The sequence below is a fragment of the Pseudomonas sp. P4_C3 genome (genome assembly GCF_056402075.1).
In genome coordinates this window covers 15,772-37,560 of record NZ_JBFUIC010000025.1, presented here as the reverse complement: position 1 = coordinate 37,560, position 21,789 = coordinate 15,772, and the positions used below count along the sequence as shown (strand labels likewise).

15 protein-coding genes and 5 pseudogenes are annotated in these 21,789 nt (G+C 63.3%); 5 read left to right on the top strand and 15 right to left on the bottom strand.

Translation table 11 applies throughout. From position 1 onward, the window contains the following. Window positions 1–168, bottom strand: a 168-nt coding sequence (locus AC1DVH_RS07435; RefSeq protein ID WP_477753237.1) for a thiolase family protein, incomplete at its 3' end; no start/stop codon positions are given. A gap of 179 nt (window positions 169–347) precedes the next feature. On the opposite strand from AC1DVH_RS07435, the gene AC1DVH_RS07430 reads away from it, so the two are divergent. Next, window positions 348–1,361, top strand: a complete 1,014-nt coding sequence (locus tag AC1DVH_RS07430; protein WP_477753234.1) for an AraC family transcriptional regulator — start codon at window positions 348–350, stop codon at window positions 1,359–1,361. Window positions 1,362–1,586: 225 nt separating this feature from the next. On the opposite strand, the pseudogene AC1DVH_RS07425 reads toward AC1DVH_RS07430, so the two are convergent. Continuing rightward, window positions 1,587–1,817, bottom strand: a pseudogene (locus tag AC1DVH_RS07425) (AzlD family protein); the annotation flags it as partial. A gap of 382 nt (window positions 1,818–2,199) precedes the next feature. Next, entirely contained in the window at window positions 2,200–3,252 is a 1,053-nt protein-coding gene (locus AC1DVH_RS07420) for an AraC family transcriptional regulator (protein WP_477753233.1), read from the bottom strand. A gap of 115 nt (window positions 3,253–3,367) precedes the next feature. On the opposite strand from AC1DVH_RS07420, the gene AC1DVH_RS07415 reads away from it, so the two are divergent. Then, window positions 3,368–4,906 carry a flavin-containing monooxygenase gene (locus AC1DVH_RS07415; protein ID WP_477753232.1) on the top strand — a complete coding sequence of 513 codons (1,539 nt, stop codon included), beginning with the start codon at window positions 3,368–3,370 and terminating at the stop codon, window positions 4,904–4,906. 410 nt (window positions 4,907–5,316) lie between these two features. Here the strand turns inward: AC1DVH_RS07415 and AC1DVH_RS07410 are convergent, their stop codons facing one another. Continuing rightward, window positions 5,317–5,799, bottom strand: a complete 483-nt coding sequence (locus AC1DVH_RS07410; protein ID WP_477753231.1) for an ATP-binding protein — start codon at window positions 5,797–5,799, stop codon at window positions 5,317–5,319. On the opposite strand from AC1DVH_RS07410, the pseudogene AC1DVH_RS07405 reads away from it, so the two are divergent. Beyond that, window positions 5,776–6,408 (top strand): annotated as a pseudogene (locus AC1DVH_RS07405) (TolC family protein); the annotation flags it as partial. The gene AC1DVH_RS07410 and the pseudogene AC1DVH_RS07405 sit on opposite strands and share 24 nt — an antisense overlap. A 354-nt stretch (window positions 6,409–6,762) precedes the next feature. On the opposite strand, the gene AC1DVH_RS07400 reads toward AC1DVH_RS07405, so the two are convergent. After that, window positions 6,763–7,803, bottom strand: coding sequence for an acyl-CoA dehydrogenase family protein (locus AC1DVH_RS07400; protein ID WP_477753236.1), 1,041 nt, complete (start codon window positions 7,801–7,803; stop codon window positions 6,763–6,765). 112 nt (window positions 7,804–7,915) lie between these two features. Here AC1DVH_RS07400 and AC1DVH_RS07395 point away from each other — a divergent pair, with 112 nt between their 5' ends. After that, window positions 7,916–8,083: a hypothetical protein gene (locus tag AC1DVH_RS07395; protein WP_477753238.1), complete on the top strand. Its 168-nt coding sequence runs from the start codon at window positions 7,916–7,918 to the stop codon at window positions 8,081–8,083. A 39-nt stretch (window positions 8,084–8,122) separates the two neighbouring features. Here AC1DVH_RS07395 and AC1DVH_RS07390 read toward each other — a convergent pair. The 10 genes and pseudogenes from AC1DVH_RS07390 to AC1DVH_RS07345 form a co-directional block, all read right to left on the bottom strand. Continuing rightward, a pseudogene (locus AC1DVH_RS07390) lies at window positions 8,123–8,326 on the bottom strand (DUF3604 domain-containing protein); the annotation flags it as partial. Then, a pseudogene (locus AC1DVH_RS07385) lies at window positions 8,263–8,493 on the bottom strand (DUF3604 domain-containing protein); the annotation flags it as partial. The pseudogenes AC1DVH_RS07390 and AC1DVH_RS07385, both read right to left, overlap by 64 nt. After that, window positions 8,437–8,611 (bottom strand): annotated as a pseudogene (locus AC1DVH_RS07380) (DUF3604 domain-containing protein); the annotation flags it as partial. The pseudogenes AC1DVH_RS07380 and AC1DVH_RS07385, both read right to left, overlap by 57 nt. A gap of 504 nt (window positions 8,612–9,115) precedes the next feature. Beyond that, the gene (locus AC1DVH_RS07375; protein ID WP_477753230.1) at window positions 9,116–10,936 is read right to left on the bottom strand and encodes a carboxypeptidase regulatory-like domain-containing protein; all 1,821 of its coding nucleotides are present in this window, start codon (window positions 10,934–10,936) and stop codon (window positions 9,116–9,118) included. Between the two features lie 157 nt (window positions 10,937–11,093). Further along, complete coding sequence (locus AC1DVH_RS07370; RefSeq protein WP_477753229.1) at window positions 11,094–12,506, bottom strand: SRPBCC family protein; 1,413 nt, start codon at window positions 12,504–12,506, stop codon at window positions 11,094–11,096. A gap of 14 nt (window positions 12,507–12,520) precedes the next feature. Then, on the bottom strand, window positions 12,521–13,684 hold the full coding sequence (locus AC1DVH_RS07365; protein ID WP_477753228.1) for a zinc-binding dehydrogenase: 1,164 nt from the start codon (window positions 13,682–13,684) through the stop codon (window positions 12,521–12,523). A 119-nt stretch (window positions 13,685–13,803) separates the two neighbouring features. Continuing rightward, on the bottom strand, window positions 13,804–15,228 hold the full coding sequence (locus tag AC1DVH_RS07360) for a coniferyl aldehyde dehydrogenase (protein ID WP_477753227.1): 1,425 nt from the start codon (window positions 15,226–15,228) through the stop codon (window positions 13,804–13,806). A 361-nt stretch (window positions 15,229–15,589) separates the two neighbouring features. Further along, window positions 15,590–16,393, bottom strand: a complete 804-nt coding sequence (locus AC1DVH_RS07355; RefSeq protein WP_477753226.1) for an alpha/beta fold hydrolase — start codon at window positions 16,391–16,393, stop codon at window positions 15,590–15,592. A 17-nt stretch (window positions 16,394–16,410) separates the two neighbouring features. Beyond that, window positions 16,411–16,584 (bottom strand): hypothetical protein, encoded by a 174-nt coding sequence (locus tag AC1DVH_RS07350; protein ID WP_477753225.1) that lies wholly within the window; start codon window positions 16,582–16,584, stop codon window positions 16,411–16,413. A 63-nt stretch (window positions 16,585–16,647) separates the two neighbouring features. Next, the gene (locus AC1DVH_RS07345; RefSeq protein ID WP_477753224.1) at window positions 16,648–18,282 is read right to left on the bottom strand and encodes an acyl-CoA synthetase; all 1,635 of its coding nucleotides are present in this window, start codon (window positions 18,280–18,282) and stop codon (window positions 16,648–16,650) included. A 771-nt stretch (window positions 18,283–19,053) separates the two neighbouring features. Between AC1DVH_RS07345 and AC1DVH_RS07340 the strand changes: the two genes are divergently transcribed. Then, entirely contained in the window at window positions 19,054–21,720 is a 2,667-nt protein-coding gene (locus AC1DVH_RS07340; RefSeq protein ID WP_477753235.1) for a helix-turn-helix transcriptional regulator, read from the top strand. The last annotated feature ends 69 nt before the right edge of the window (window positions 21,721–21,789 follow it).

Here is a 21,789-nt window from a genome sequence, read left to right as displayed (position 1 = left end):
GCCCATCACCACATGACCGATACGTTCGGCGTCACAACCACTGCGCTGCAGGGCGGCGCTGACCGCGGTCGTGGCCAGTTCGCATGGCGGGGTATCTTTGAGCGTACCGCCGAAGGAACCGATTGCAGTTCTGACAGCGCTGACGATATAGACTTCGGGATTAGGCATAGGAGACTCCGGTGGCATTGAGATCCAACTGATGCGTAGACTGCGCACGCTATGGCGGCGCACTGCCCAGGCGTGGGGTAGTCTAGGGAGCCGATGAACACTGGCCTATGCCGAAAATTACTGATTTGGCTGATACTTTTTGCAACCCCCAGGCAACTGACCCGCAGCGAGCGAGCGTTATGCAAGAGAAGGATTCAGTGGCCGTGTATTTTGCCCGTGCAGCGCTTTACGGGCTGCACGGGCAACCCGAGCGGATTGCGGTGGTACTGGCCGCGGCGGGTATTCCCGAACAGCAACTGAGCGACAAATCGGTACGCATCGCCGCCTCGGCCTTTGCCAGACTCTGGCTGGCCGTCGCCCGGGAGCTCGACGACGAGTTCCTCGGTTTCGACTCGCACGGGATGCCGACCGGCAGCTTCGCCCTGATCTGTCGGAGCCTGATCCAGGCCGACAACCTCGGCCAGGCGCTGCTCCAGTGCCTGAGCGGCCTCGGTCTGTTCTTGCGGGATATCCACGGCAGCCTGTCGGTACGCGGCGACCGTGCCGTGATCCGCCTGCACAACCGCCAGCCAGACCCGCAGGCGCGCAGCGTCGCCGAGGAAACCTACCTAACCGTGGTGCTTGGCCTGCTGTGCTGGCTGGCGGGCCGACGCATCCCCATCGACAGCTCGCAATTCACCCACCCGCGACCGGAGCATGGTGACGACCACTTGTTCTGGGGACCCAACCTGACCTTCGAGGCCACCCATAGCGAAATCGAGTTCGCCGCCAGTTATCTGGAGCTGCCGCTGGTACAGAACCTGGCGACGCTGAAGACCTTCCTGCGCACCTCGCCGCAATGGCTGATCGTGCGTTTCAGCAATCGCCAGGGACTGAGCGCCGAAGTCTACAAACAGCTGCGCAATTGTCGCTACGAACATTGGCCGACCCTGGCCGACATGGCCGAGGAGCGCGCCCTGAGCATCGCCAGCTTCCGCCGCCAGCTGCAGCGAGAAGGTTTCTCCTTCCAGGAGCTCAAAGACGAGGTACGCCGCGCCATCGCCTTCGAGTGCCTACGCAACACCGACCTGAGCATCACCGCGATCGCCGAGAAGGCCGGCTTCTGCGAGGCCAGTGCGCTTCACCGGGCGTTCAAGCAGTGGACCGGAGAAAGCCCTGGCTATTATCGGAAGAAGTGGCACAGCAGCGAATAGTCCCAGAGGGATTCGTCGAGCATGAAGCAGGGAATTCGCACCAAGGGTAAAGCAGGGTTATGCGCCCTGTTCATTACCCTCCGTTAAAACTGTTGCAGGCTCGCGGACACTAGCAGCCGCTCGTGCAGAATCCGACAGGGCGAATAGACTCGGACGGCGTTGACTAAAGGAAGTTTTTCACCGAGCTCGCACTAGACCGCTAAAAGCAGAGCTGTCAGAACACAGTTACAAATGCCTGAACAAGGCTGCAGCCAGAATTCCGGCAGTAATCGCCAGGAGCGGCTTTTTCACAATCAGCATCGTGATTGCGGTGGTAAGTAATGCCAGTCGTGCCCCGCCACCACCGTTCAGGGCCATCGGCGCAAGTAGCGCAATCAAGACGGAACCGGACATCGCCGTCATGAACGGCTGAACCCGGTAGTGGATGGGTACAAACGACATGACGAATACCCCACCCTCGGCACACGAAAGCATGCCAATGCGGAAGTTGTGGCTCGTATTTTCTGATTATTCGGCAGACTAAATAGGATGGCTGCCTTTTCGCAAACACACACGAGCAGAGTTAGAGGGCGCACTCGACCGCATCCAGGCTGGATTCGGAAATGATTACAACCTGACTTTTTGTTGAACACTTAACTCCTTGATCAGCTTGGGTGTCGAATTTTGCAATTCGACATAAGGCGGGGAAAAACGACATACAGTGCCGGCACTGTTACTGATTCCCTGTGGCCATGTCCATAAGCCGCGTGTAGCCGGCCGGCAGCTGCCTGCTATGGCTTGCCGGTTAAGAACTATTGCAGCCGTTCAGCGGTAGCCGCGATTAAAATCAAGCCCAAAATCACACCGGACAAGGTCGGGGCAATTCAGGCGCCCGCCCCAACTGGTGCTGGCGGCGATAGAGCGCCGGGGTGCTGCCGGACCAGCGCTGGAAGGCGTGAATAAAGGCCGCCGACTCGGCATAACCCAGCTGCCCGGCAATGGCCTCTACCGACAGCTGGCTGCTTTCGAGCAATTGCCGCGCACGGGCAAAGCGCAGCTCTTCGAGGATGCGCCGGAACGAGGTGCCTTGGCTGCGTAGCTGATGGCGCAGGGTCCGTTCGGAAAACCCCAGGGCCGCGGCCACCTCGCAGGCCGTCGGAAAACCCGCGGTGAACAGGCTCAGGTGCGCACGCACCTGATCGGCCGAGTTGCCGCTGGCCTGCTCCTGTTGCAGCCCCAGTAGCAGCTGGTCGCACTGCCGGCGGTAGAGCGCATTGGCGCTACGATCGCTGCTGGGCAGGCGCAACTGCAGGTGTTCATTGCGCATCCAAAACCGCGCAATGCTGGCGTCAAAGTGCACCGGGCAGCCGTAAAACTGCTCATACACCTGGGCCTCGGCCGGCTTGGGATACGGCAGGTCAACCTGAATGGCATACAGGTCCATGTTCAGGCTGGCTTGAACATCGAGGATCAGCTTGTAGGTGCCGGCCATCTGCATGTCGATCAGCATCCGTCGTGCGGGTTCGGCCAGCGGCAGTGACGCGAGGGTCAGGGCGCTGACTCTCTCCCCGGGTTGAAAGCTAACCTCGCTGAACAGATAGGTCAGTTGCTGGTAGCGGATGCCGCAATACAGAACTTCTTGGGCCGTGTCGCAGGTCAGCAACAGCAGGCTGAGGGGGCCATAGCCGGCAAAGCCGACGCCGTTGCCGATACTCAGACCGACGCAGGGTTGATTCAGCTCCCCGGCCAGCTCGCATATCAGCCGCAGCTCCAGGCTGCGATCGATCCGCGCATCCGGCGCCAGATGCTCAAGATCCAGGCCGTAGCGTTGCAGCAGCGGGGAAACATCCACGCCCTGCTTGCGCAGGCTGTTGAAGATGTAGGTGAGTCCAAGGATCGAATGACTGGCCATATTGATTTTATTGTCTTGCCGAAACTATCAATTTATTGCCAACCCTAGCATATCTCTCCTATTGGGTGGCTCCTAGACTGGCGACATTGCCATTTATCCCTGTCAAGGAGCGCCCATGCACAAGTCAGCCGCAACCAGCACCAGCAAGATTGTCGATGTGGTGATTATTGGCTCGGGCTTTGGCGGCCTGGGCATGGCGATCAAATTGCGCGAAGCCGGTAACGACAACTTTGTCGTGCTGGAAAAGGCCGGCGATGTCGGCGGCACCTGGCGCGAGAACAGCTATCCGGGCGCGGCCTGTGATGTGCAATCGCACATGTATTCGTTCTCCTTTGCGCCAAAAAACGACTGGAGCAAACGGTACGCAGAGCGGCAGGAAATTCAGCAGTACATTCTCGATACCACGGAGAAGTTCGGTATCCGTCCGTTTCTGCGCTTCAATCGCGAAGTGTGCGGCATGCATTTCGATCAGGCCAAGGGCCTGTGGACAGTCGATACCGCCGCCGGCGAGCAGTTTGTCGCGCGCCATGTAGTGCTGGCTTCGGGCCCGTTGCATGTGCCCTCGATACCGACGTTTCCAGGGCAGGAAAATTTCAAGGGTAAGATTTTCCATTCGGCGCAGTGGGATCACGACTATGACCTGAGCGGCAAACAGGTGGTCTCGGTAGGCACCGGTGCCAGCACCATTCAGTACGCCCCGGAAATTGCCCGCAAAGTGGCCAGACTGAGCATTTTGCAGCGCACCCCGGCCTGGGTGATTCCGCGTGACGAGCGGGCGTATGCCGATTGGGAAAAACGCTTGTTCGTCAGCCTGCCGTTCAGCCGCACCTTGCACCGTGCACGCCTGTACTGGAGCAACGAGTCGCGTGCCTGGCCGCTGTTTGCGCCACGGGTAGCGGCAGTTATACAGAAACTGGCCAAGCTGTTTATCAACGTCAAGGTCAAGAACCAAGCGCTGGCCAAGGCCCTGACGCCGGACTATTTGATCGGTTGCAAGCGCATCCTGATTTCCAACAAGTGGCTGCCGATGTTCAATCGCGACAACGTCGAGCTGATCGGCGCTGGCATCAAGGAGTTGCGCGAGCACTCGGTGTTGTTGCGCGATGGTCGTGAGCTGCCGGCCGATTGCATCATTCTCGGCACCGGTTTCGTCACCGACCCCCGCATCTACATGAAGGATTTTCCCTGCACCGGCCTGCCGGGCCACGACCTGACGCAGGACTGGAAAGAGAGTCCGGAAGCCTATTACGGTACGACGGTGACCGGCTTTCCGAACTTCTACCAACTGCTCGGCCCCAACACGGCCCTGGGGCATAACTCGGTCATCTTCATGATCGAAGCTCAAGTGCATTACATCATGCAGTGCCTCAAGCGCCTGCAGGAGAAAGGCGCCGACTATCTGGACGTGAAGCCGCAGGTGCAGCGCGAGTTCAACCAGAAGCTGCAGGCCAAATTTGTCGGCACCGCCTGGTCGTCCGGCTGCACCAGCTGGTATCAGCAGGCCGGTGGCAAGAACGTGCTGATCTGGCCGGGTGCCACATGGCGCTTTTGGCTGCAGACCCGGCGGGTGCGCGATGCGGACTACGAGTTCGTCACCTGCGCCAGCCAGTCGCAGCCAGCCGAGCTGTTGGACGCGGAGCCCAGTGCAGCGTGAGAACCACATTGATTAGGCTCTGTACCAGTTACGTATTGAAGGCCAAATTGTAGGGTGGGCTCAGGAGCGCAGCGAACGGTCCACCGTTTGGCTACCGTGAATTGACGCTGTACTGCCTGCCGTGCCCCATCGCGGCTAAAGCCCCTTCTACAAGGTGTGCGGCGCTCAACACATAACTGGGACATAGCCTAAATCTTGCTGACGCCGATGAGCGGCTTTGAAAATTTTCAGACGCCAGAGATATACATATCGAGCTAAACGCGTAACGCTCGGAGAGCCTGTCTTTGCGCGACATCTTGAGTGCTAAAAGTGCGTGGCTCACCCGCCACCATTACCCAGAGAGAAACAACAACGCCCAGTAACCATCACCCAAACTCGCTTATCACCAAGGACTTTTGGCTCGCCGAGGCCTACAACATCCTCGGTGTTCTGACGTTCTCGCAGTTCTTCACCAATACCCTGCTCTCAGTAAACGACCCGGCTATTTTTGAGCGGTTGCCGGCGCGGTCGTCGATCACTTCCAGCAGGTCATACCGAGCCCCCTCCTCCAGCGGGACCAACGCCCAGTCGTCCAGCACCAGGACGTCGACCTTGGCCAGCTGTTGCAGGGCGGGGCCGAAGCTGCCGTCGCCGTGGACGATACGCAGTTGCTCCAGCAGGCGTGGGGTGCACAGGTACAGGCTGCTGTAGCCCTGGCGGCAGGCCTGGTTGCCCAGGGCGCAGGCCAGCCAGGTTTTGCCGGCACCGGTCGGGCCGGTCAGCAGCAGATTGTGCTGCTGGCGGATCCAGTTGCCGCTGGCTAGGCTGGCGATCAGGCGCTCGTCCAGGGCGCGGCCGGGGCTGCGGTCGAGATACTCCAGACAGGCGTTGGCGTACTCCCGGTTGCCCCGCAAATTGCGGCGGCGGGATCGCCAAGCGAGTTGCTCAGACGCCGGCCCGACCTGATTGCGGCCGAGCGTCGTTTGGCCGCCTCGAACGCCATAATCGGTATCGCCCTTGCTGAGTATTATCCCAAGCTATCCCTGAGCGGGCTGATCGGCAGCGCGACATCGGTGTCCAGGGGTAACCTGTTCAGCAGCGGTGCCAGCCAGACCGCCGGAGTGCTGGGCCTGCGCTGGCGGCTGTTCGACTTCGGCCGTATCGACGCGCAAATCGACCTGGCCAAGGGGCAGGAAGCAGAAATACTCGCGGCCTATCGACTGGCCGTGCTGCATGCCACTGAGGATGTAGAAAATGCCCTCTCGGCCCTGGTCAAACGCGAGGAGCAGGCGACCCTACTTGCCAGGGGAGCCGATTCGCTCGGCCAAGCGCGCAACGCGTCGTTTATGGCCTATCAGAAAGGCGCTGTCAGCCTGATCGAGCTCTTGAATGCCGATGAAACCTTGCTGCGATCCACCGATACCCGCGCGCAGGAGCAGACGGAATCTGCACGCGCAGCAGTCGCCGCCTTCAAGGCCTTGGGTGGTGGCTGGAACGCCCCTCCGGTGGTAGCAGCCAAATAAGGCAGGCGACGCCGTTGGATCGGAGCCAGTCAATGAAACATCAACATTCACTTCCACTCGACGCCATCCAACCAGCACATCTCGATGCTTGAGCAGATTTTTACTGCAACGCACACATCGCAGAACTGCTCGCAATTTCGCTCTCAAAACTCCTGACGGCCCCAACGCACTACTTGGCTCAGGCCGGACAAGAAACTGCCGAGGAACACCCGGAACAGGTCAGTGCACTGCTGCTGAGCTTGCTTGCCGAGCCGTGTTTCGGGGCGACGCCAACACAGGCCCTTTGCAGCAGAGCCCGCGTTGCCGGTCTGACTCGGCGCAACGCCGAGCATGGTTCAGGATAGGAGCCGCGAATCAGCCGGTGATCTCTTTGCCGAAGATGGCGCACGCGATCACCATCTTCTGGATCTCATTGGCCCCTTCGTAGATCTCGGCAATCTTGCAGTCGCGGTAAATCTCCTTCACGCGGTAGTGCGAGCCATCGGTGGCAATTTCGCGCATAAAGCCGTAGCCGCCGAAGATTTGCACCGCTTCGCGGGCGAACTCGCCGGCCAGGTTGGTAGCGTACCACTTGGCCATCGCAGCCTCAGGCTCTGGAAACGCCAGCCCCTCATCCATGCGCAGTGCCGCCTTGAGGTAAAGGTTGCGGGCATTCTCGATTTCGGTGGCGCGCTCGGCCAGCTTGAACTGCCAATGCTGGAACTTCCCGATGGCCTTGCCGAAGACGCGACGGGTCTTGAGCCGCTCGACACTGTGATCGAACAGTGCCTGAGCCATGCCGGCGCAGCTGACGGCGATTGCTACCCGGCCGAATGTGAGCATCTGCAGGGCGATCTTGAGGCACTGACCGGGCTGGCCTACGACATTCTCCGGGGGCACCTTGACGTCGTCGAAGTAGATATCTGCCGTCAGTTGACCATGATTGCCCACCTTCTTGTCCGGCTGGCCCACGCGTTCACCGGGCCAATCCAGCTCGACCACCAGTTCGGTCATGCGCTCGCCATCGACGCACAGCAGCACGACGAAATCGGCGACCGGCGAGTTGCTGATGAAGCGCTCGCGGCCATTGACGATGTAGCCATCCTCGGTGCGGATGGCGATGGTGCGCATGGCCTCGACGCTCAGGTCCAAGCTGGCGTCAGGCTCGGTGGTGGCGAAGCTGCCGATCTTCTCGCCCTTGAGCAGAGGCGTGAGGTAGCGCTGCTTGATCGAGTCGGAGCCATGCTTGAGGACGCCACCGGCAAGAATGCAGTGCACATCGACTATCGCCGCAACGGAGTTCGAATGATAGGCCAGCTCTTCTATCATCACCGCGGTCGCAGTGGCTGGATGCCGAAGGCCGCGCCCCCCCGACCTCGGCCGCGAAGGGAGCGGGCTGAGCGGCAAGCGGGCCATGCTGGCGATCAGTGTCGGCGGACAACCGCACATGCTGGTCGAGGGCGGCGTGCACGGCGACTTCAATGCCATGCTGCGCCCCATCCTGCCAGGCACCCTGGCCTAAACCGGAATGACCGTACTGCCGCCCTTCGTCGCCTACCATGTGCCCTACATCTCGCACGAGGCACGCTTGGAACTGCTCGATCAATACCGCCAGCACCTGCGCCGACTGGACCAGTTGCAAGCGCTGCAGTTCGTCAGCCTCAACCAGTTCGACGAGCATCTCAACCCGCTGTAGCCCCAAGCGACAATGCCGGTATCGAGTAATACGGGCATTACTACTGGATTTACTGCTCCAGGCCACGCCATAGACCTTTTCGTGCAGCTTGCCGGAGGCATCCAACCAGCCCTTGCAGTAGCCGGCATCGGCCAGACTGCGGCTCTGTGGGTCAGCCTGGTTGAAATCCCGCCGGCGAACAGGCGCACATTCATGCGCGGCCCAGTAATGCCATAGGTCTCGCCGCGCTGCATCGCGTCCCAGATCGACTCGCGGGTTGTCGATGCCCAGCGGCTTGAGGGTGGTGAAGGGATCGACTTGCGCCACCTTGTCACCGTTGTCACGGAAGATGACGTTGCGGTGCAGGTTGTTGGCACCCGTGTCCGAGGTCTGCTCGTAACCGAGCAAAGCCGTGAAACGACCCGGTTCATTGTAGTCCTCACCTACACTCACCGACTCCTGCCAGGCATTGCTGAAGGGCTCGGAGCCGGGTACAGGCACCAGCTGCTTGGACAGGGTGCCATTACCGTAACTGGTGATTAGTTCCATCGCGGCCTGAGCGCACTGGCTTGGCCAGTGCGAATCATTTCACGCAACTTGCGCTCCTGTTCATCGGCCATGAACGGAGGATTACGCTGTCAGCCCGATCAATGTCCAGCGCCCGCGCCTCACGCCCGGCCATTTCCTCAAGCACATAGTCGCGCACCAGGCCCTCCAGCTCTTCGCCCGTCTGCGCTCGCCGCCTGCCCTTGAGGACGTTGTCCTGCAGCGCGGCGAGGCGGCCAGGGTCGACAACTCTCTACTGATCAGCCGTCGGCTCGCCCGGCACGCCGAACAGCAGGAAATGCAGCAGTGGCTCGCGCAAGGTGCGCTGCAGCAAAGGAACGCCAGCGGCGCTGAGCGGTGCAATTCACATGGTCTCTCTCCCCAATCGGTGTAACGCCGGAGGCGAGGTTTTCGCCCCTGCCGTTATGCGCGGCAGCCATTTCAGCGCCGCGCTGGCTTCGTCGGTTTAGGCCTGCCGGACGCAGAGCTGCGCCCGGTACAGCGCACTTACTTGGTCGCCATCACCGCCGCATGCTGATGCGCCGGCTGCAGGGTGTCGGTATCGGCGACGTCCGGCTGGATGCAGACGAAGGCAGGCAGGCCGTCCTCGTGGGCATAGGCCGGCAGGTTGGAGTTGGAAGTACACACGCGGCCATCCTGGGTGAACTCGAAGTCACGGAACCAGATCACCCGGTTGGGCATCGGGTAGGCAATGAACTTCTTCTGCGCCGGGATATAGCGCATCACCCGATCGGTATTGTTGGTGGCGATCCACACGTCGCCGTGTTTGTCGACGTTCAGCGCATAGGGGATCTCGTACTCGTTCGCCGCCAGCAGAGGCAGCGCGATGCTCTCGAAGGTCTTGCTCTGGGTGTCGAAGCGCATCAGGTAGCCCTCGTCGAAAGACGGAATCCACAGGCTGCCATCCGGCCCGAAGCGCAGGCGGCGTGGGCCCTTGTGCGGCACGTCGTACTCGGTGACCTCATGGGTGACGGGGTCGATGTGGCCGATCTTGTTGGCCAGTACCTTGCTGTACCAAACGCCGCCATCGAGCGGATTGATATCAATGCCGTAGGGCCAGTTGAACACGTTGCGGCCGCCGTTGAGCCACTTGTGGTGCGACAGCGCCAGGTGGAAATTCTGCTCGGGGAACCAAGCGGAGATCTTCAGCACGACGCCGATGAAGGTGTCGGTGATCCAGCGCAGCACGCCATTGTGCGGGGTTTCGATTTCAGTGAATTGCTCGGTCTTGGTGTCGAACTTCATCACCGTGTTGGAGATCAGCACGGTGAACCAGACATTGTCATCATTGTCGACGCGGATGGTGTGCGAATACAGGCCCTTGCGCCAGAGGAAGCCCTGCGGGATCGGGTAGAGCTTCCAGGCCTTGGTCGCCGGGTTGAACATGATCAGGTTGCTCGACAGCGCGCCGGTGAAGAAGATGCGCCCGTCGGAGATCTGCGCGCCGCTGTGCGGGCCGTGCTTACCGGTGAAGATGCCGATCGGCATCTGCATGCCGCGGAAGTTGCCGCCCTTGACCTCGTCGGTCACCGGCATCTGGTAGGTGTCGATCTGCCCGCTCTGGCGATCGAGGATGTACACCTCGTCGCGGCCTTCGTCGATGCCCATCAGCTTGTCGTCTGCCAGTACCATGGTGTCGTGCAGGAAGGACAGGGGCGTGGCCGCATGCCACTCCTCGACGCGCGCCTTGGCCAGTTCGGGGCTGAATTGGTGGCTCTGGATCGCCTTGATCGGCTTGCCGTCGTAGCCCTCGGCGAACATCTTGGCGATGCTCTTTTTCTCGCCATAGGTCAGCGTCGCCAGATAACCTTCCATGCGACTGATTGTCCCCCCCCACTGCTCCTCGCTGCGCGGCGTGCGAGTCAGTGCGTTGCCCTGCTGGTGGCAGAAGCTGCACTGGGAAATGAAGGCTTCCTTGGTCGACGCATCCGGGAACGGCAGGGTCGCGGCATGCGCCGAGGCGGTCAGGCTGTTGGACAGCTCCTCGGCCGAGGCGATCTTGGCCACGCGAAAATCCAGGCGCTGCCGATCGGCAGCGGCCAGTTCCAGCGGCTGCACGATATCCTTGAAATAGGGGGTGCGCGTGCGCACCTGCAGCTTGCCGGCGAAGCCGGTTTCCAGCGAGTAGCGGCCGTCGGCGTCGCTGTAGACGGTTTCCTTGCGGTTACGCGCTTCGTTCCAGACGGTTACCATGCTGCCGGCGACCGCTTTGCCATCGTCAGTCATGACGTGGCCGCTGAGAGTGGCGGCGCTGGCGCCGGCACCGAATAGCAGGGTGAGCAGACCGAGGGAGTAGGCTGATTTCATTTGAGGCATCTCGCTCAACCGAAGTGATAGAAGTAGAAGTGCAGCCCGGCGACGATCGTCACCGGCATGACAATGCTCAAGACGATGTGTTTGCTGATGAATTTCAGGATATGCATGCTGTTTTTCTCCAGATTCATGGGGTGACCAGGGGACATGCTCAGTTCGTCAGCTGGCGGCGCAGGCCTACGAGCGCAGCATTGAGCTTGTGTTCGAGCAGATAACGCAGGGGCACGCCCAGGCCGGGGATGCGCGTACGGAAGCGGATCTGCCAGTCGACGCGCGTGCCGCCGCGGCAGGGGGTCAGGCGCACCTCGCCTTGATGGCAATACACCAGCGAGCCCTGGAGCACGCGATAGCGATAGCCCCGGTTCGGACTGAACTCGGTGATCTGTTCGTGAATGGCGCCAAATAGCGAGTTCAGCACCCGTTCGGCGCCGTAGCCGTTGACCTCGCCGGCCCCCGGCTTGACCAGGCGGCACTGCCCCAGCCCCGCCCAGCGTCCCAGTGCCTGGTGGTCGCTGAGCAGGGCGAAGACCCGCTCTGGCGCGGAGGCGATTTCGATGCTCGCGGCGCAGGCCTGGTTGTCGGCGAGCGGGCGCCGCTCGCGCGGCAGCGGCAGGAAGCCGAAGTCACGATGCCCTCTGCCCGGGCGGGCCCACATGAACTCGTAGGAAAACCCCAGCGGATCGTTGACGTAGACGCAACCGGCCAGCGGCATATGGATCGGCCGGCAATTCGCCTTGGCGCCCGCGGCCAGCGCCCGCTGGTGCATGGCGTTGACGCCATGGCGGTTTCGCGGATCGCCAAAGCAGATGTTGAGGATGCCCTGGTCGTTGATCCGGTAGCCCGCCTCGCGGGGCCGCCCCGGAGCGCGGCCATACTCGACGATCTCCAGCAACAGGGTCGGCCCGCCGAATACCCGGCGCCTGGCGCCGGCGTCCGCCAGTCCCCACAGCGCTTCATGGGCATCGTCGTGCAGCTGCAGGTCGTGCTCAGGCACGCCCAGGCCGCTGCCGACGAACGCGCTGGAGCCGGCCAAATCCGGAGTGGTCATGCTCACGTAACGGATCGCCACCGGGCAGTCCTGGCGACCACGAAGGTTCTCCTCGGGTAGTGGATCCTGCTCCAGCAACTCGACATAGACCCCGTCGGGGTTGCGCACGCATACGCGGCGCGCACCGGCTGCGCCGAGCGGCGCCGTCAACGGCTGGGTACCGAGCGCGACCAGACGGGCCAGCGCCAGGTCGAAATCGGCCACCCAGACGCCCATGCGGCTATAGCCGATGTCGTTGGGTTGGCGATCGGCCGGCATCAGGCGCGCCATCGGCCGCTCGTACTGGAACAGCTCCAACTGACACCAGTCGTTGCGCCCGACCAGGCACCAGCAGGTCATTGCCGCGCCGGGCAGGTCGACGATGGTGGCGCTCAGCGGGCCGCGCATCATCAGGCGGCTGCCGCCAGCCGGGAGGAAGCCCAGACCGTCGCACCACCAGGCTTCGGTGCGGCGCAGATCGACCACGCTGAAGGCGATCTGGTTCAACGGCAGGGGCAAGGGCGAACGTGCGTTCAAGGTCGTCGTCCTGTTCATAGCTGGGCCACCGCGCTTTGCGGGTCGATCAGGATCTTCGCGTGCTGCTCCGGATCCTTGAGGGCGTCGAACGCGTTGGCGACCCCGTCCAGGCCGACGGTGCCGGTGATCATGGGCGCACAGTCGACCTTGCCCTCGGCGATCATGTGCAGGGTGTCGCGGTATTCCAGCGGCGAATGGCCGAAGACGAAGCGCAGGTCGATCTCCTTGTGGATCGCCAGGGCCGGCTCGTAACGGTCGACCTGCATGCACACACCGACCACCATCACCCGCGACAGCAGCGGCGCGCCATCGATGATCTGCTGCAGCAGCCCGGGCAGGCCTACGCACTCGAAGATCACCGGACGCTTCGGCGCCCCGACACCAAGCTTCTCGGCCAGGCGCCAGGCGATGTGCCAGGGCACCGGCAGCTTGCCGAGCTTCTCGCGGGTGCCCAACGAGAGTTCCAACAAGCTGGGCAGATCGCGGATGAAATCCTCGCCGGGACGCTCGGCGTAGGGCGAGCCCTCGCGCGGATCGATCAGCACATCGGCCCCGCACCGCTGCGCCAGGGCACGCCGCCCGGCGGAGAAGTCGCTGGCCACCACGCGCTCCACGCCCTGCGCCTTGAGCAGGCAGATCAGCGCCAGGCCCACCGGCCCGCAACCGATGATGATGGCCACGTCCTTGCGCTGAATTTCGCTGCGGCGTACCGCATGCCAGGCCACCGCCATCGGCTCGGTCAGGGCCGCCATCTCGGCCGACAGGCCATTGGGTACCGGCACCAGCGCCGACTCCTGCAACAGCATGCGCTCGGCGTAGCCGCCGGTGGCCAGCGGCGACAGGCCGGCCAGGTGGATCGCAGCCCCGATACGCAGGACCGGCTGGGCCACCACCCGGGTACCGGGCTTGAGTTTCTTGTTGCACCCGGCGCCGTACTCCAGCACCTCGGCACATAGTTCATGGCCGAACACCACCGGATCGCTACTGGACGGCAATACCTTGGCGAAGCCGACCTTATCCACCACGGCCTTGAACTCGTCGCAGTGGTGGCGCATGTGCAGGTCCGAGCCACAAATGCCGCAGCGCAGCACCTTGACCAGTGCCTGACCCTTGGCGGGTACCGGCTCCGGCAGCTCGACGACCTGCAATTCGGTGTTCTGGCAAACAACAGCTTTCATCCACTATCTCCGGAATGTTGGATGGGGCCGGGCAGCGGCTGCGGCCAATGTAAGTTAGTGCGCAGGGCGCGGACCCAGGCCGCGGCCAGGAACAGCAGGCCAGCGCTGAGCCGGGCGGTTCAGCGCAGCAGCAGGCGCAGCAGACCCTCGGTGAGACGCCCATAGGGGGGTTTGAGCAGGAAGCTGCCATTGAAACGGGCCTGGTAGAAGATTGGCCGCATCTTGCTGAAGGTCTGGAACCCCTCCTGCGCGTGGTAATGCCCCAGCCCCGAGTTGCCGACACCGCCGAACGGCAGGTTTTCCTGTAGCACGTGAAGCATCACGGTGTTCACCGAGACGCCTCCTGAGAGAGTCTTCCTCAGCACCTGCTCAACCCGCGCCTCGTCCTCGTCGAAGATGTACAGGGCCAGCGGCCGCTCATGCGCATTGATGTAGTCCAGGGCTTGCTCCAGCTCGCGATAAGCGAGCACCGGCAGCAGCGGGCCAAAGATTTCCTCCTGCATGATCTGCATGTCGTCGCGCACATTCAGCACCAGGTGCGGTGCCAGCTTACCGGCGCGGCGCGCCTCCTCGGCATCAGCCAGCGCCACGACTTGCGCGCCCTTGTCGTGGGCATCGGCGAGCAGAGCCTCGACCCGGGCCAGCTGCCGGGCATTGATCATGCAGCTGTAATCCGGGTTGCTGCCAAGCGGCCCCGGGTAGTAACGGGCCACGGCTCTCCGCGCCTGCTCGATGAACTGCTGCTCGCTACCCTCGGGCAGGAACAGGTAATCCGGCGCGACACAGGTTTGCCCGGAGTTCAGGCACTTGCCCCATAGGATGGTCTCGGCGGCGCGCTGCAGCGAAAAGCCTGGCGCCACCAGGGTAGGCGACTTGCCGCCGAGTTCCAGAGTCACGGGGGTGAGGTTCTCACTGCAGTTGCGCATGATCTGCCGTCCGACGCCCGGCGAGCCGGTGAAGATCAGGTGATCGAACGGCAGGCGGGAGAACTGGTCGTTGATCCCGGGTCCCGGCTGGATCACTGCCACCAGATCTTCCGCGAACCGCTCGCCCAACAAGCGCGCGAGCAACGCCCCGTACTGGCTGGAGTCGCTGGCGATCTTGATCATGGCGCGGTTGCCGGCAGCCAACGCACCACACAGAGGCCCCAAGGTCAGGTACAGCGGATAGTTCCAAGGCGCCGCAATACCGATCACCCCGAGCGGCTGCGCCAGCACAGCAGCACGCCCAGGCTGGAACCACAGACCGACCCCGCGCTTGTGCGGCTTCATCCACTGTTTTAGGCATCTGAGCGCGTGGTTGATTTCGCTCACCAGGCCAAAGATGTCGAGCAGCTTGCTCTCGTGGCTGGAGCGGTGGCCGAAGTCGGCGGCGATGGCTGCGGCGATCGCATCGGCATTGTCCAGCACCACCGCCTTGAGTGCCTGCAGGTTGGCCCGGCGCACCGGGTACGACGGATAGCGCTCGCCGGCGAAGGCGGCCCGCTGGCTGGCGAAGACCTGGCGCATCTGCTCGACGGCCGGCCCGACTTGTTCAATCGACATGAGAGGAACTCCGAATAAGGGGGGGGAATCATCTGGGGAGGCTCCGCGACAGCCGGCAGCTCTCGCGTAGCTTCGCCGCCAGCCATGGTTCAGCTGCGACTGCGACGCAGCGCGCGGACCCAGGCCACAGCCAGGAACAGGATCAGCAGGCCAGCGCCCAACTGAGCATGGGCGGGATCAGATCGCCCTTCTTCTGCGCCGGCCAGGGCAGGTTCTGCTCCAAACTACTCATGTAACCGTCGATCTCGTCGGCGCCGAGCATACTGCCCGGCGTGTGCCACTGGGATAAGACGAGAAGGCGAGCAGCAGATGCGCCGTCAGGGTCAGTTCGAAACGATAGGTTTGCATGTGAATTCCTTGCTCAACGCAGGCAGTCGAGTAGCAGTGGATTGAGTTTTTCCGGCGCGTGCAGCTGCAGCCAGTGGTTAGCGCCGTCGATGCGCTCGTAGCGAAAAGGGCCGTCCACATGGCGCGCGGTGTCGCGCATCTGCCCTTCGGTCAGGAAGCGGTCGCCGCTGCTGTAGATGCCGCACACCGGCACCCGGGCCTTGGGCCAGGCGCGCGGCAGGATCACGCCGGGGTTGGCACGGTAATAGTTGATGCCGGCCGCGAGGCGCCCCGGCCGCGTCAGGGCCTGCCGCCAGTGGCCAAACTCCTCGGGAAAGTCGGTGACCTTGCGGAATAACCACCAGAAGCCGGCCTTCAGCAGCCACTCGGGAAAGCCGCGCAGTTGGAACATCAACACGTACCAGCCCTTGAGTTTCTGTGCCAAGCCGCCGCTGCCATAGGCCGCCGGATGGCCAACCGACAGGGTAATGTAGCGCTCCACCCGCTCGGGATGGGTCAGGGTAAAAAACCAGCCCTGCATCGCACCCCAATCGTGGCCGACCAGGCGCACCCGCTCGATGCCGAGYGCATCGAGCAGCGCACGCAGGTCCGCCACCAGCAGGTCGCGGTGGTAGTCGGCGACCCGGCTTGGCATCTGCGACTCGCCGCAGCCGCGGGTATCCGGGGCGATCACCTGGTAGCCGGCCGCGACCAGCATGGGGATCTGCTTGCGCCAGACTGCATGAGTGTCGGGAAAACCATGCACCAGCAGCACCGGTGAGCCTTCGCCGACAATCAGCACGTTCATTTCCAGGCCGTTGATCTGCAATCTGCGCATCGGATAGTCCATCTCGTTCAATCTCCCAGGGCGTTGGCCAGGCGCTCTGGCAGGTGGCTGAGGAAGGAAAGCACCAGCGCCCACGGGAAGGCCCATACCACGCCCGACTTCACGCGCTTGTCGATCCGCGAGGCCATCTCGCCCGAGGAGGCGCCGGTGATCGCCGCGGTGGAGGCCGTGTCTGTGTGCATGGGGCTAATCCTCTTTCTTAGATATGGTCTAGGGTGGGGCGATACGTGAGACCCTGGCGGGTCTCAGTCGATGGCCATCACCGAACGCGCCTGCTCGCGCAGGACGAACTTCTGGATCTTGCCGGTGGATGTCTTCGGCAAAGGGCCGAAGACGAACTGCTTGGGCACCTTGAAGCGGGCCAGGCGCTCGCGGCAGAACGCGCTCAGCTCCTGCGCACTGGGCACATGGCCATCGCGCAGTTCGAGGAAGGCACAGGGCACCTCGCCCCAACGCTCGTCAGGAGTGGCGACCACCGCGGCGGCCAGCACGGACGGGTGGCGGTAGAGCACGTCCTCGACCTCGATCGAGCTGATGTTCTCGCCCCCGGAGATAATAATGTCCTTGCTGCGATCCTTGATCTTCACGTAACCATCCGGCTCTACCACCGCCAGGTCGCCGCTGTGGTACCAGCCACCCACGAAGGACTCCTCGGTGGCGCGCGGGTTTTTCAGGTAGCCCTTCATCATCAGGTTGCCGCGGTGCATGATCTCGCCCACGGTCTCGCCGTCATGGGGGACTTCCTCCATGGTCTCGGAATCGCGCACGCTGATGCCTTCCTGGCAGATGCTGCGCACGCCCTGACGCGCGCCGAGACGAGCCTGCTCCTCAAGTGGCAACGCATCCCACTCCGGGTGTTTGGCACATACCGTAGACATACCATAGGTTTCGGTGAGGCCGTAGCCATGGGTCAGGTCGAAGCCCAACTGCTTCATACCCTCGACCATCGCCATCGGCGGCGGGGCACCTCCGGTTATCGCCGACACCCGATGACTGATACCCTCGCGCCATTCAGCCGGCGCATTGATCAGTAGCGACTGCACGATGGGTGCGCCGCCATAGTGGCTGACCCGGTGCTCGCGGATGGCCTGGAAGATCAGTTGGGCGTCGACCTTGCGCAGGCACACGTTGGTGCCGGCATTGGCCGCCAGGGCCCAGGTGAAGCACCAGCCATTGCAGTGGAACATTGGCACCGTCCACAGGTAAGTCGCATGCGGCGGCATGCCCCAGGTGACGATGTTGGACAGCGCACTGAGGTAGGCGCCGCGGTGGTGGTAGACCACGCCCTTGGGATTGCCGGTGGTGCCCGAGGTGTAGTTCAGGCTAATCGCGTCCCACTCATCGCCCGGCAACGACCAGGCGAACTGCGGGTCGCCACTGGCGATGAACGCCTCGTACTCGTAGCTGCCGAGCTGTTCGCCGGGACCGTCGTATTCGCTATCGCAGACATCGATGATCAGGATGCCATGGCCGACCCTGGGCAATGCCGCTCGGATGGTCGTGGCGAACTCGCGGTCGGTGATCAACACCTTGGCCTCGCCATGCTCGAGCATGAAGGCGATGGCCTCGGCATCCAGGCGGGTGTTGAGGGTGTTGAGCACAGCCCCGCACATCGGCACGCCGAAGTGGCACTCATACATTTCCGGGGTGTTGGCCAGCATCACCGCCACCGTGTCCTCTTGCCCCACACCGGCAGCCGCCAACGCCGACGCCAATCGACGACAGCGCGCATAGGTCTCGGCCCAGGTATAACGACGCTGACCGTGAATCACCGCCGGACGCTGCGGATAGATGTAAGCCGAACGCTCGATGAACGTCAGCGGGCTCAACGCCATGTGGTTGGCCGGTTGCTTGTCCAGCCCTACGCGATACGGACTCATACGACACACTCCTCGAATACTGCGTTGTTCACTGAAATGGCATCAATCTCGCCATCCTGGCGAATGATCGAAGCACTGGGTTTACTTCACCAAACGGCACGTTCAGCGCTGCGTTTGGGGGCGGTTCAAGCGGACTATCTCCGTCCACAGCTGCTCGACCTCCGCCCCATGGCGGGCGTAAATAAAACCGGGCTGACCGCCAGAGGTAGGCGATACCCACCTTGAGCAAACCAGGCTCCAGATCGTCCGCCCCTGCCGGCAGCGCGATCAACAGCACAGGGAGCAGCCAGCCCGTGAGCGGGACCTTCTGCAGTGGCGCCGAACTAGCATCAGTAATGCTCTGGACCAGCAGGACCAACGCCTGGGCACACCGGCTCGTTAAGCGAAGGCCGCTGCAGGTCAGGCGGGATGCCAGCAAGGGGTGCTGCCAGGATTCGAGCGTTCATGGGGTCTCCAGATGCCTGTGCAATTGGCGCGGAGGGGGAGCAGCAGTCAGCCATACCCTTCGACGTTGCCACCATAGGCCGCCCGGACTGCGGCTCCGCCCCCCTCGATGGGGGGGGCGTCGGAACCCGATCAGACTCGGCGCAACGAACGTCTGGACTTCTGTTCGTCGGCAATGGCCAAATGAAAAGATCGCATCGCGTGCCGGCAGCATCGCCAGCCGGCGGAAACGGATACAGAATGGTCCGACAATAAGAACCGCCAGCGGCGCACCGTAGCCAGCTGGAGACCGCACTCCGTCAACCGTGAGAACAGCACTTGAGCCTAGTGAGTACCGAACCCGGGTTGGTCCTGAAGGCCACCCCGCCGCGCTTGCAGAAGTCCGCCACGGCGCGCCCCCGGCTGAGCCTGGACTCCGCCGAGCTGGCCGACAAGGCAGTGATCGCGCTGCAGGCACCGGCGGGCTTTGGCAAGACCCAACTACTCGCCCAGTGGCGCCGCGACTGGCTGGCGCAGGGCGGCGTGGTGATCTGGCTGGCCCTCGACGAGCATGATGATCCGCTGCGCCTGGCTCACGGCCTGGCCGTTGCCAAGGCGGTCGGCAGCGGTCGACCAGTAATGCCCCAGAGTAGTTCCAGCCTCTTCGGCAAGGGCGCCGACGACCTCGACGACCTCGACGAGCTGACCAGCTGGCTGGCCGAAATCGCCGACCTGGGTGCCGAAACCCTGCTGATTCTGGATGACGCGCACAGCCTGCCGGAGGCGACGGCACGCCACTCGCTGACCTACCTGCTGCGCAACACACCCGCCAACCTGCGCGTGGCCATGGCCTCGCGCGGACGCATGACCCTGCCGATGGCCGACCTGCTCGCGCAGGGTTACTTCGGCGTGGTCGGCGTCGATGACCTGCGCTTCACCCTCGACGAGACCCTCGCCCTGCTCGCGACGCGCTTCGGCCAGCGCCTGGAACTGGACGACTGCGCACACCTGCACGAGATCACCGAGGGCTGGCCGCTCGGCCTGCAACTGACGATCTCGGCGATCGAGCGCAGCAGCGACCTGCACAGCGCCATTCGCGACCTGGCCGTGAGCAATGGCAATCGGCAGAATTTCTTCATCGACTCGCTGCTGTCCCGCCTCTCGCAGCAGCAGACCGACTTCCTCACGCGCATCTCGCTGTTCGAGATGGTCCATCCGCAACTGTGCGTCGTCTTGCTCGCCGATGAACGCGCCGCGGCATGGCTGCAAGAGCTGCTGAGCAGCACTCCGATCCTGATCGAGGGCGTGGACAGCGATTGGTTGCGCATCCATCCGCTGGCCCAGGAGTTGCTGCGCAGCCGCTTCGCCGCACTGCCCGAAGCAGAGCGTCAACTGCTACACCAGCGCGCCGCCGAATGGCTCGCTGGCCATGGCCTGCCAGAGGCCGCCGCGCGCCAGGCACTGCTGGCCGGGCAAACCAGGCAAGCCTATGCACTGGCCGAGAGCTGCCTGTACGAATTGATGTTGCGCGGTCACTTTACCCGGACGCTGGACTGGATCGAGCAACTGCCCAGTCACGAAGTCGAGCGGCGTCCGCGCCTGCGCCTGGTCGTGGCCTGGTCACTGGCCTTGAGCGGGCACCAGACGCAGGCCGTGCAGATGATCGAGCAGGTCGGCAGCGACCCGAACGCCAGCGCAGAAGAGCAGTGCGAAGCGGCGGCGATCCTCTCGACCGCCGCCTTTTCCGCCGACCACCCCGATTCCTCGCAGCAGATCATCGAACCCTGGCTGGACAAGGCGCCCGCCTTTTCCATCAAGTTGCAGGCCATCCTGGCCAACCACAGGATTCGCCTAGCCCTGGCGGCGGGGCATACCGAGCGTGCCCGCCATTACTGCCAGAATGCGCCGCGCTTCGAATGGACCTCCGGCATGGATGCCGTACGCGGCCATCGCGACTGGCAGTTCGGCTTGTCGTATTTCTGGGAGGGCCAGATGCTCAGCGCCGAGCGGGCGTTGCGCGCCAGCCTGAGCCAGGCCGACCAGGATATCGGCCGGCGCAGCGGCATCGCCTTGCTGATGGCCACGACCCTGGCCAACGTGTTGCTCGAACGCGACGCCCAGATCGAGGCCAGCACCGTACTCGCCAATCGCCTGGACTTGCTGGCGCGCCTGGCCGCCCCCGAGGCGATCGTCCAGGGCTATGTCAGCGCGGCCCGCCTGGCGGCCCTGCAGGGGCAGACCCACCGCGCCCACGACCTGCTCGACGAACTGTTCGCCATCGGCGAGACCCGGCAGATGCCACGCCTGTGCATCAGCGCGCTGGCCGAACAGCTGCGCCAGCACGCCCTGCGCGGCCACAGCGAAACCTGCCAGGCCCTGTGGCAGCGCCTCGACCAACTGCTGCCCGACTTCGTCCGCGAACCAAGCGGTCTGCTGGGCCCCGAACTGGCCCTGTACGCACAACTCGGGCATGTCTATGCCTGCGTCTCCAGCCATGACTGGAGCGGCGTACTGGCGCTGCTGGAGCAGGCCGCGCCACTGGCCGAGCGCCTGCGCCGTGGCCGTGAAAGCGTACAGATACTGCTGCTCCAGGCACTTGCCCGCCAGCGTCTCGGCGAGGACGGTGTGCCGGCCCTGCGCGAGGCCGTCAGTCTGGCCGAAGAATACGGCCTGCTGCGGATTCTCGCCGACACCCACCCGGACCTGCCGGCCTGGGCGGCCCAGCTACAGGGCAATGCCCCGACGGCCGCCGTGCAGCCACCCGCCGCAGCGCCCGGCCCGCCCCGCAAGCACTCGACGGTGAGCGTCTCGCCGAGCCGGATGCTCACCCCCAAGGAGCGCGAGGTCTTGCAATTGCTCGCGCGCAACATGTCGAACAAGCAGATCGCCCTGGCCCTGGAGGTCGGCGAAGAAACCGTGAAATGGCACATGAAGAACCTGTTCGGCAAGTTCCAGGCCGGCAACCGCAAGCATGTGCTCGATCGCGCCTATCTGCTGGGCATTCTGCAGCCCTAGCAGCCTCTCCCCGACCTCTTGCACAGCCCCCCCCATCGCCGGGGGGGGCAAAGTAGTGCGCCGGGAATA

Excerpts from the sequence above, each read along its gene's own strand:
- AC1DVH_RS07430 (WP_477753234.1), top strand. The coding sequence starts at position 348 with ATGCAAGAGAAGGATTCAGTGGCCGTGTATTTTGCCCGTGCAGCGCTT.
- AC1DVH_RS07420 (WP_477753233.1), bottom strand. The coding sequence starts at position 3,252 with ATGGCCAGTCATTCGATCCTTGGACTCACCTACATCTTCAACAGCCTG.
- AC1DVH_RS07415 (WP_477753232.1), top strand. The coding sequence starts at position 3,368 with ATGCACAAGTCAGCCGCAACCAGCACCAGCAAGATTGTCGATGTGGTG.
- AC1DVH_RS07400 (WP_477753236.1), bottom strand. The coding sequence starts at position 7,803 with ATGGCCCGCTTGCCGCTCAGCCCGCTCCCTTCGCGGCCGAGGTCGGGG.
- AC1DVH_RS07395 (WP_477753238.1), top strand. The coding sequence starts at position 7,916 with ATGACCGTACTGCCGCCCTTCGTCGCCTACCATGTGCCCTACATCTCG.
- AC1DVH_RS07375 (WP_477753230.1), bottom strand. The coding sequence starts at position 10,936 with ATGAAATCAGCCTACTCCCTCGGTCTGCTCACCCTGCTATTCGGTGCC.
- AC1DVH_RS07365 (WP_477753228.1), bottom strand. The coding sequence starts at position 13,684 with ATGAAAGCTGTTGTTTGCCAGAACACCGAATTGCAGGTCGTCGAGCTG.
- AC1DVH_RS07360 (WP_477753227.1), bottom strand. The coding sequence starts at position 15,228 with ATGTCGATTGAACAAGTCGGGCCGGCCGTCGAGCAGATGCGCCAGGTC.
- AC1DVH_RS07350 (WP_477753225.1), bottom strand. The coding sequence starts at position 16,584 with ATGCACACAGACACGGCCTCCACCGCGGCGATCACCGGCGCCTCCTCG.
- AC1DVH_RS07345 (WP_477753224.1), bottom strand. The coding sequence starts at position 18,282 with ATGAGTCCGTATCGCGTAGGGCTGGACAAGCAACCGGCCAACCACATG.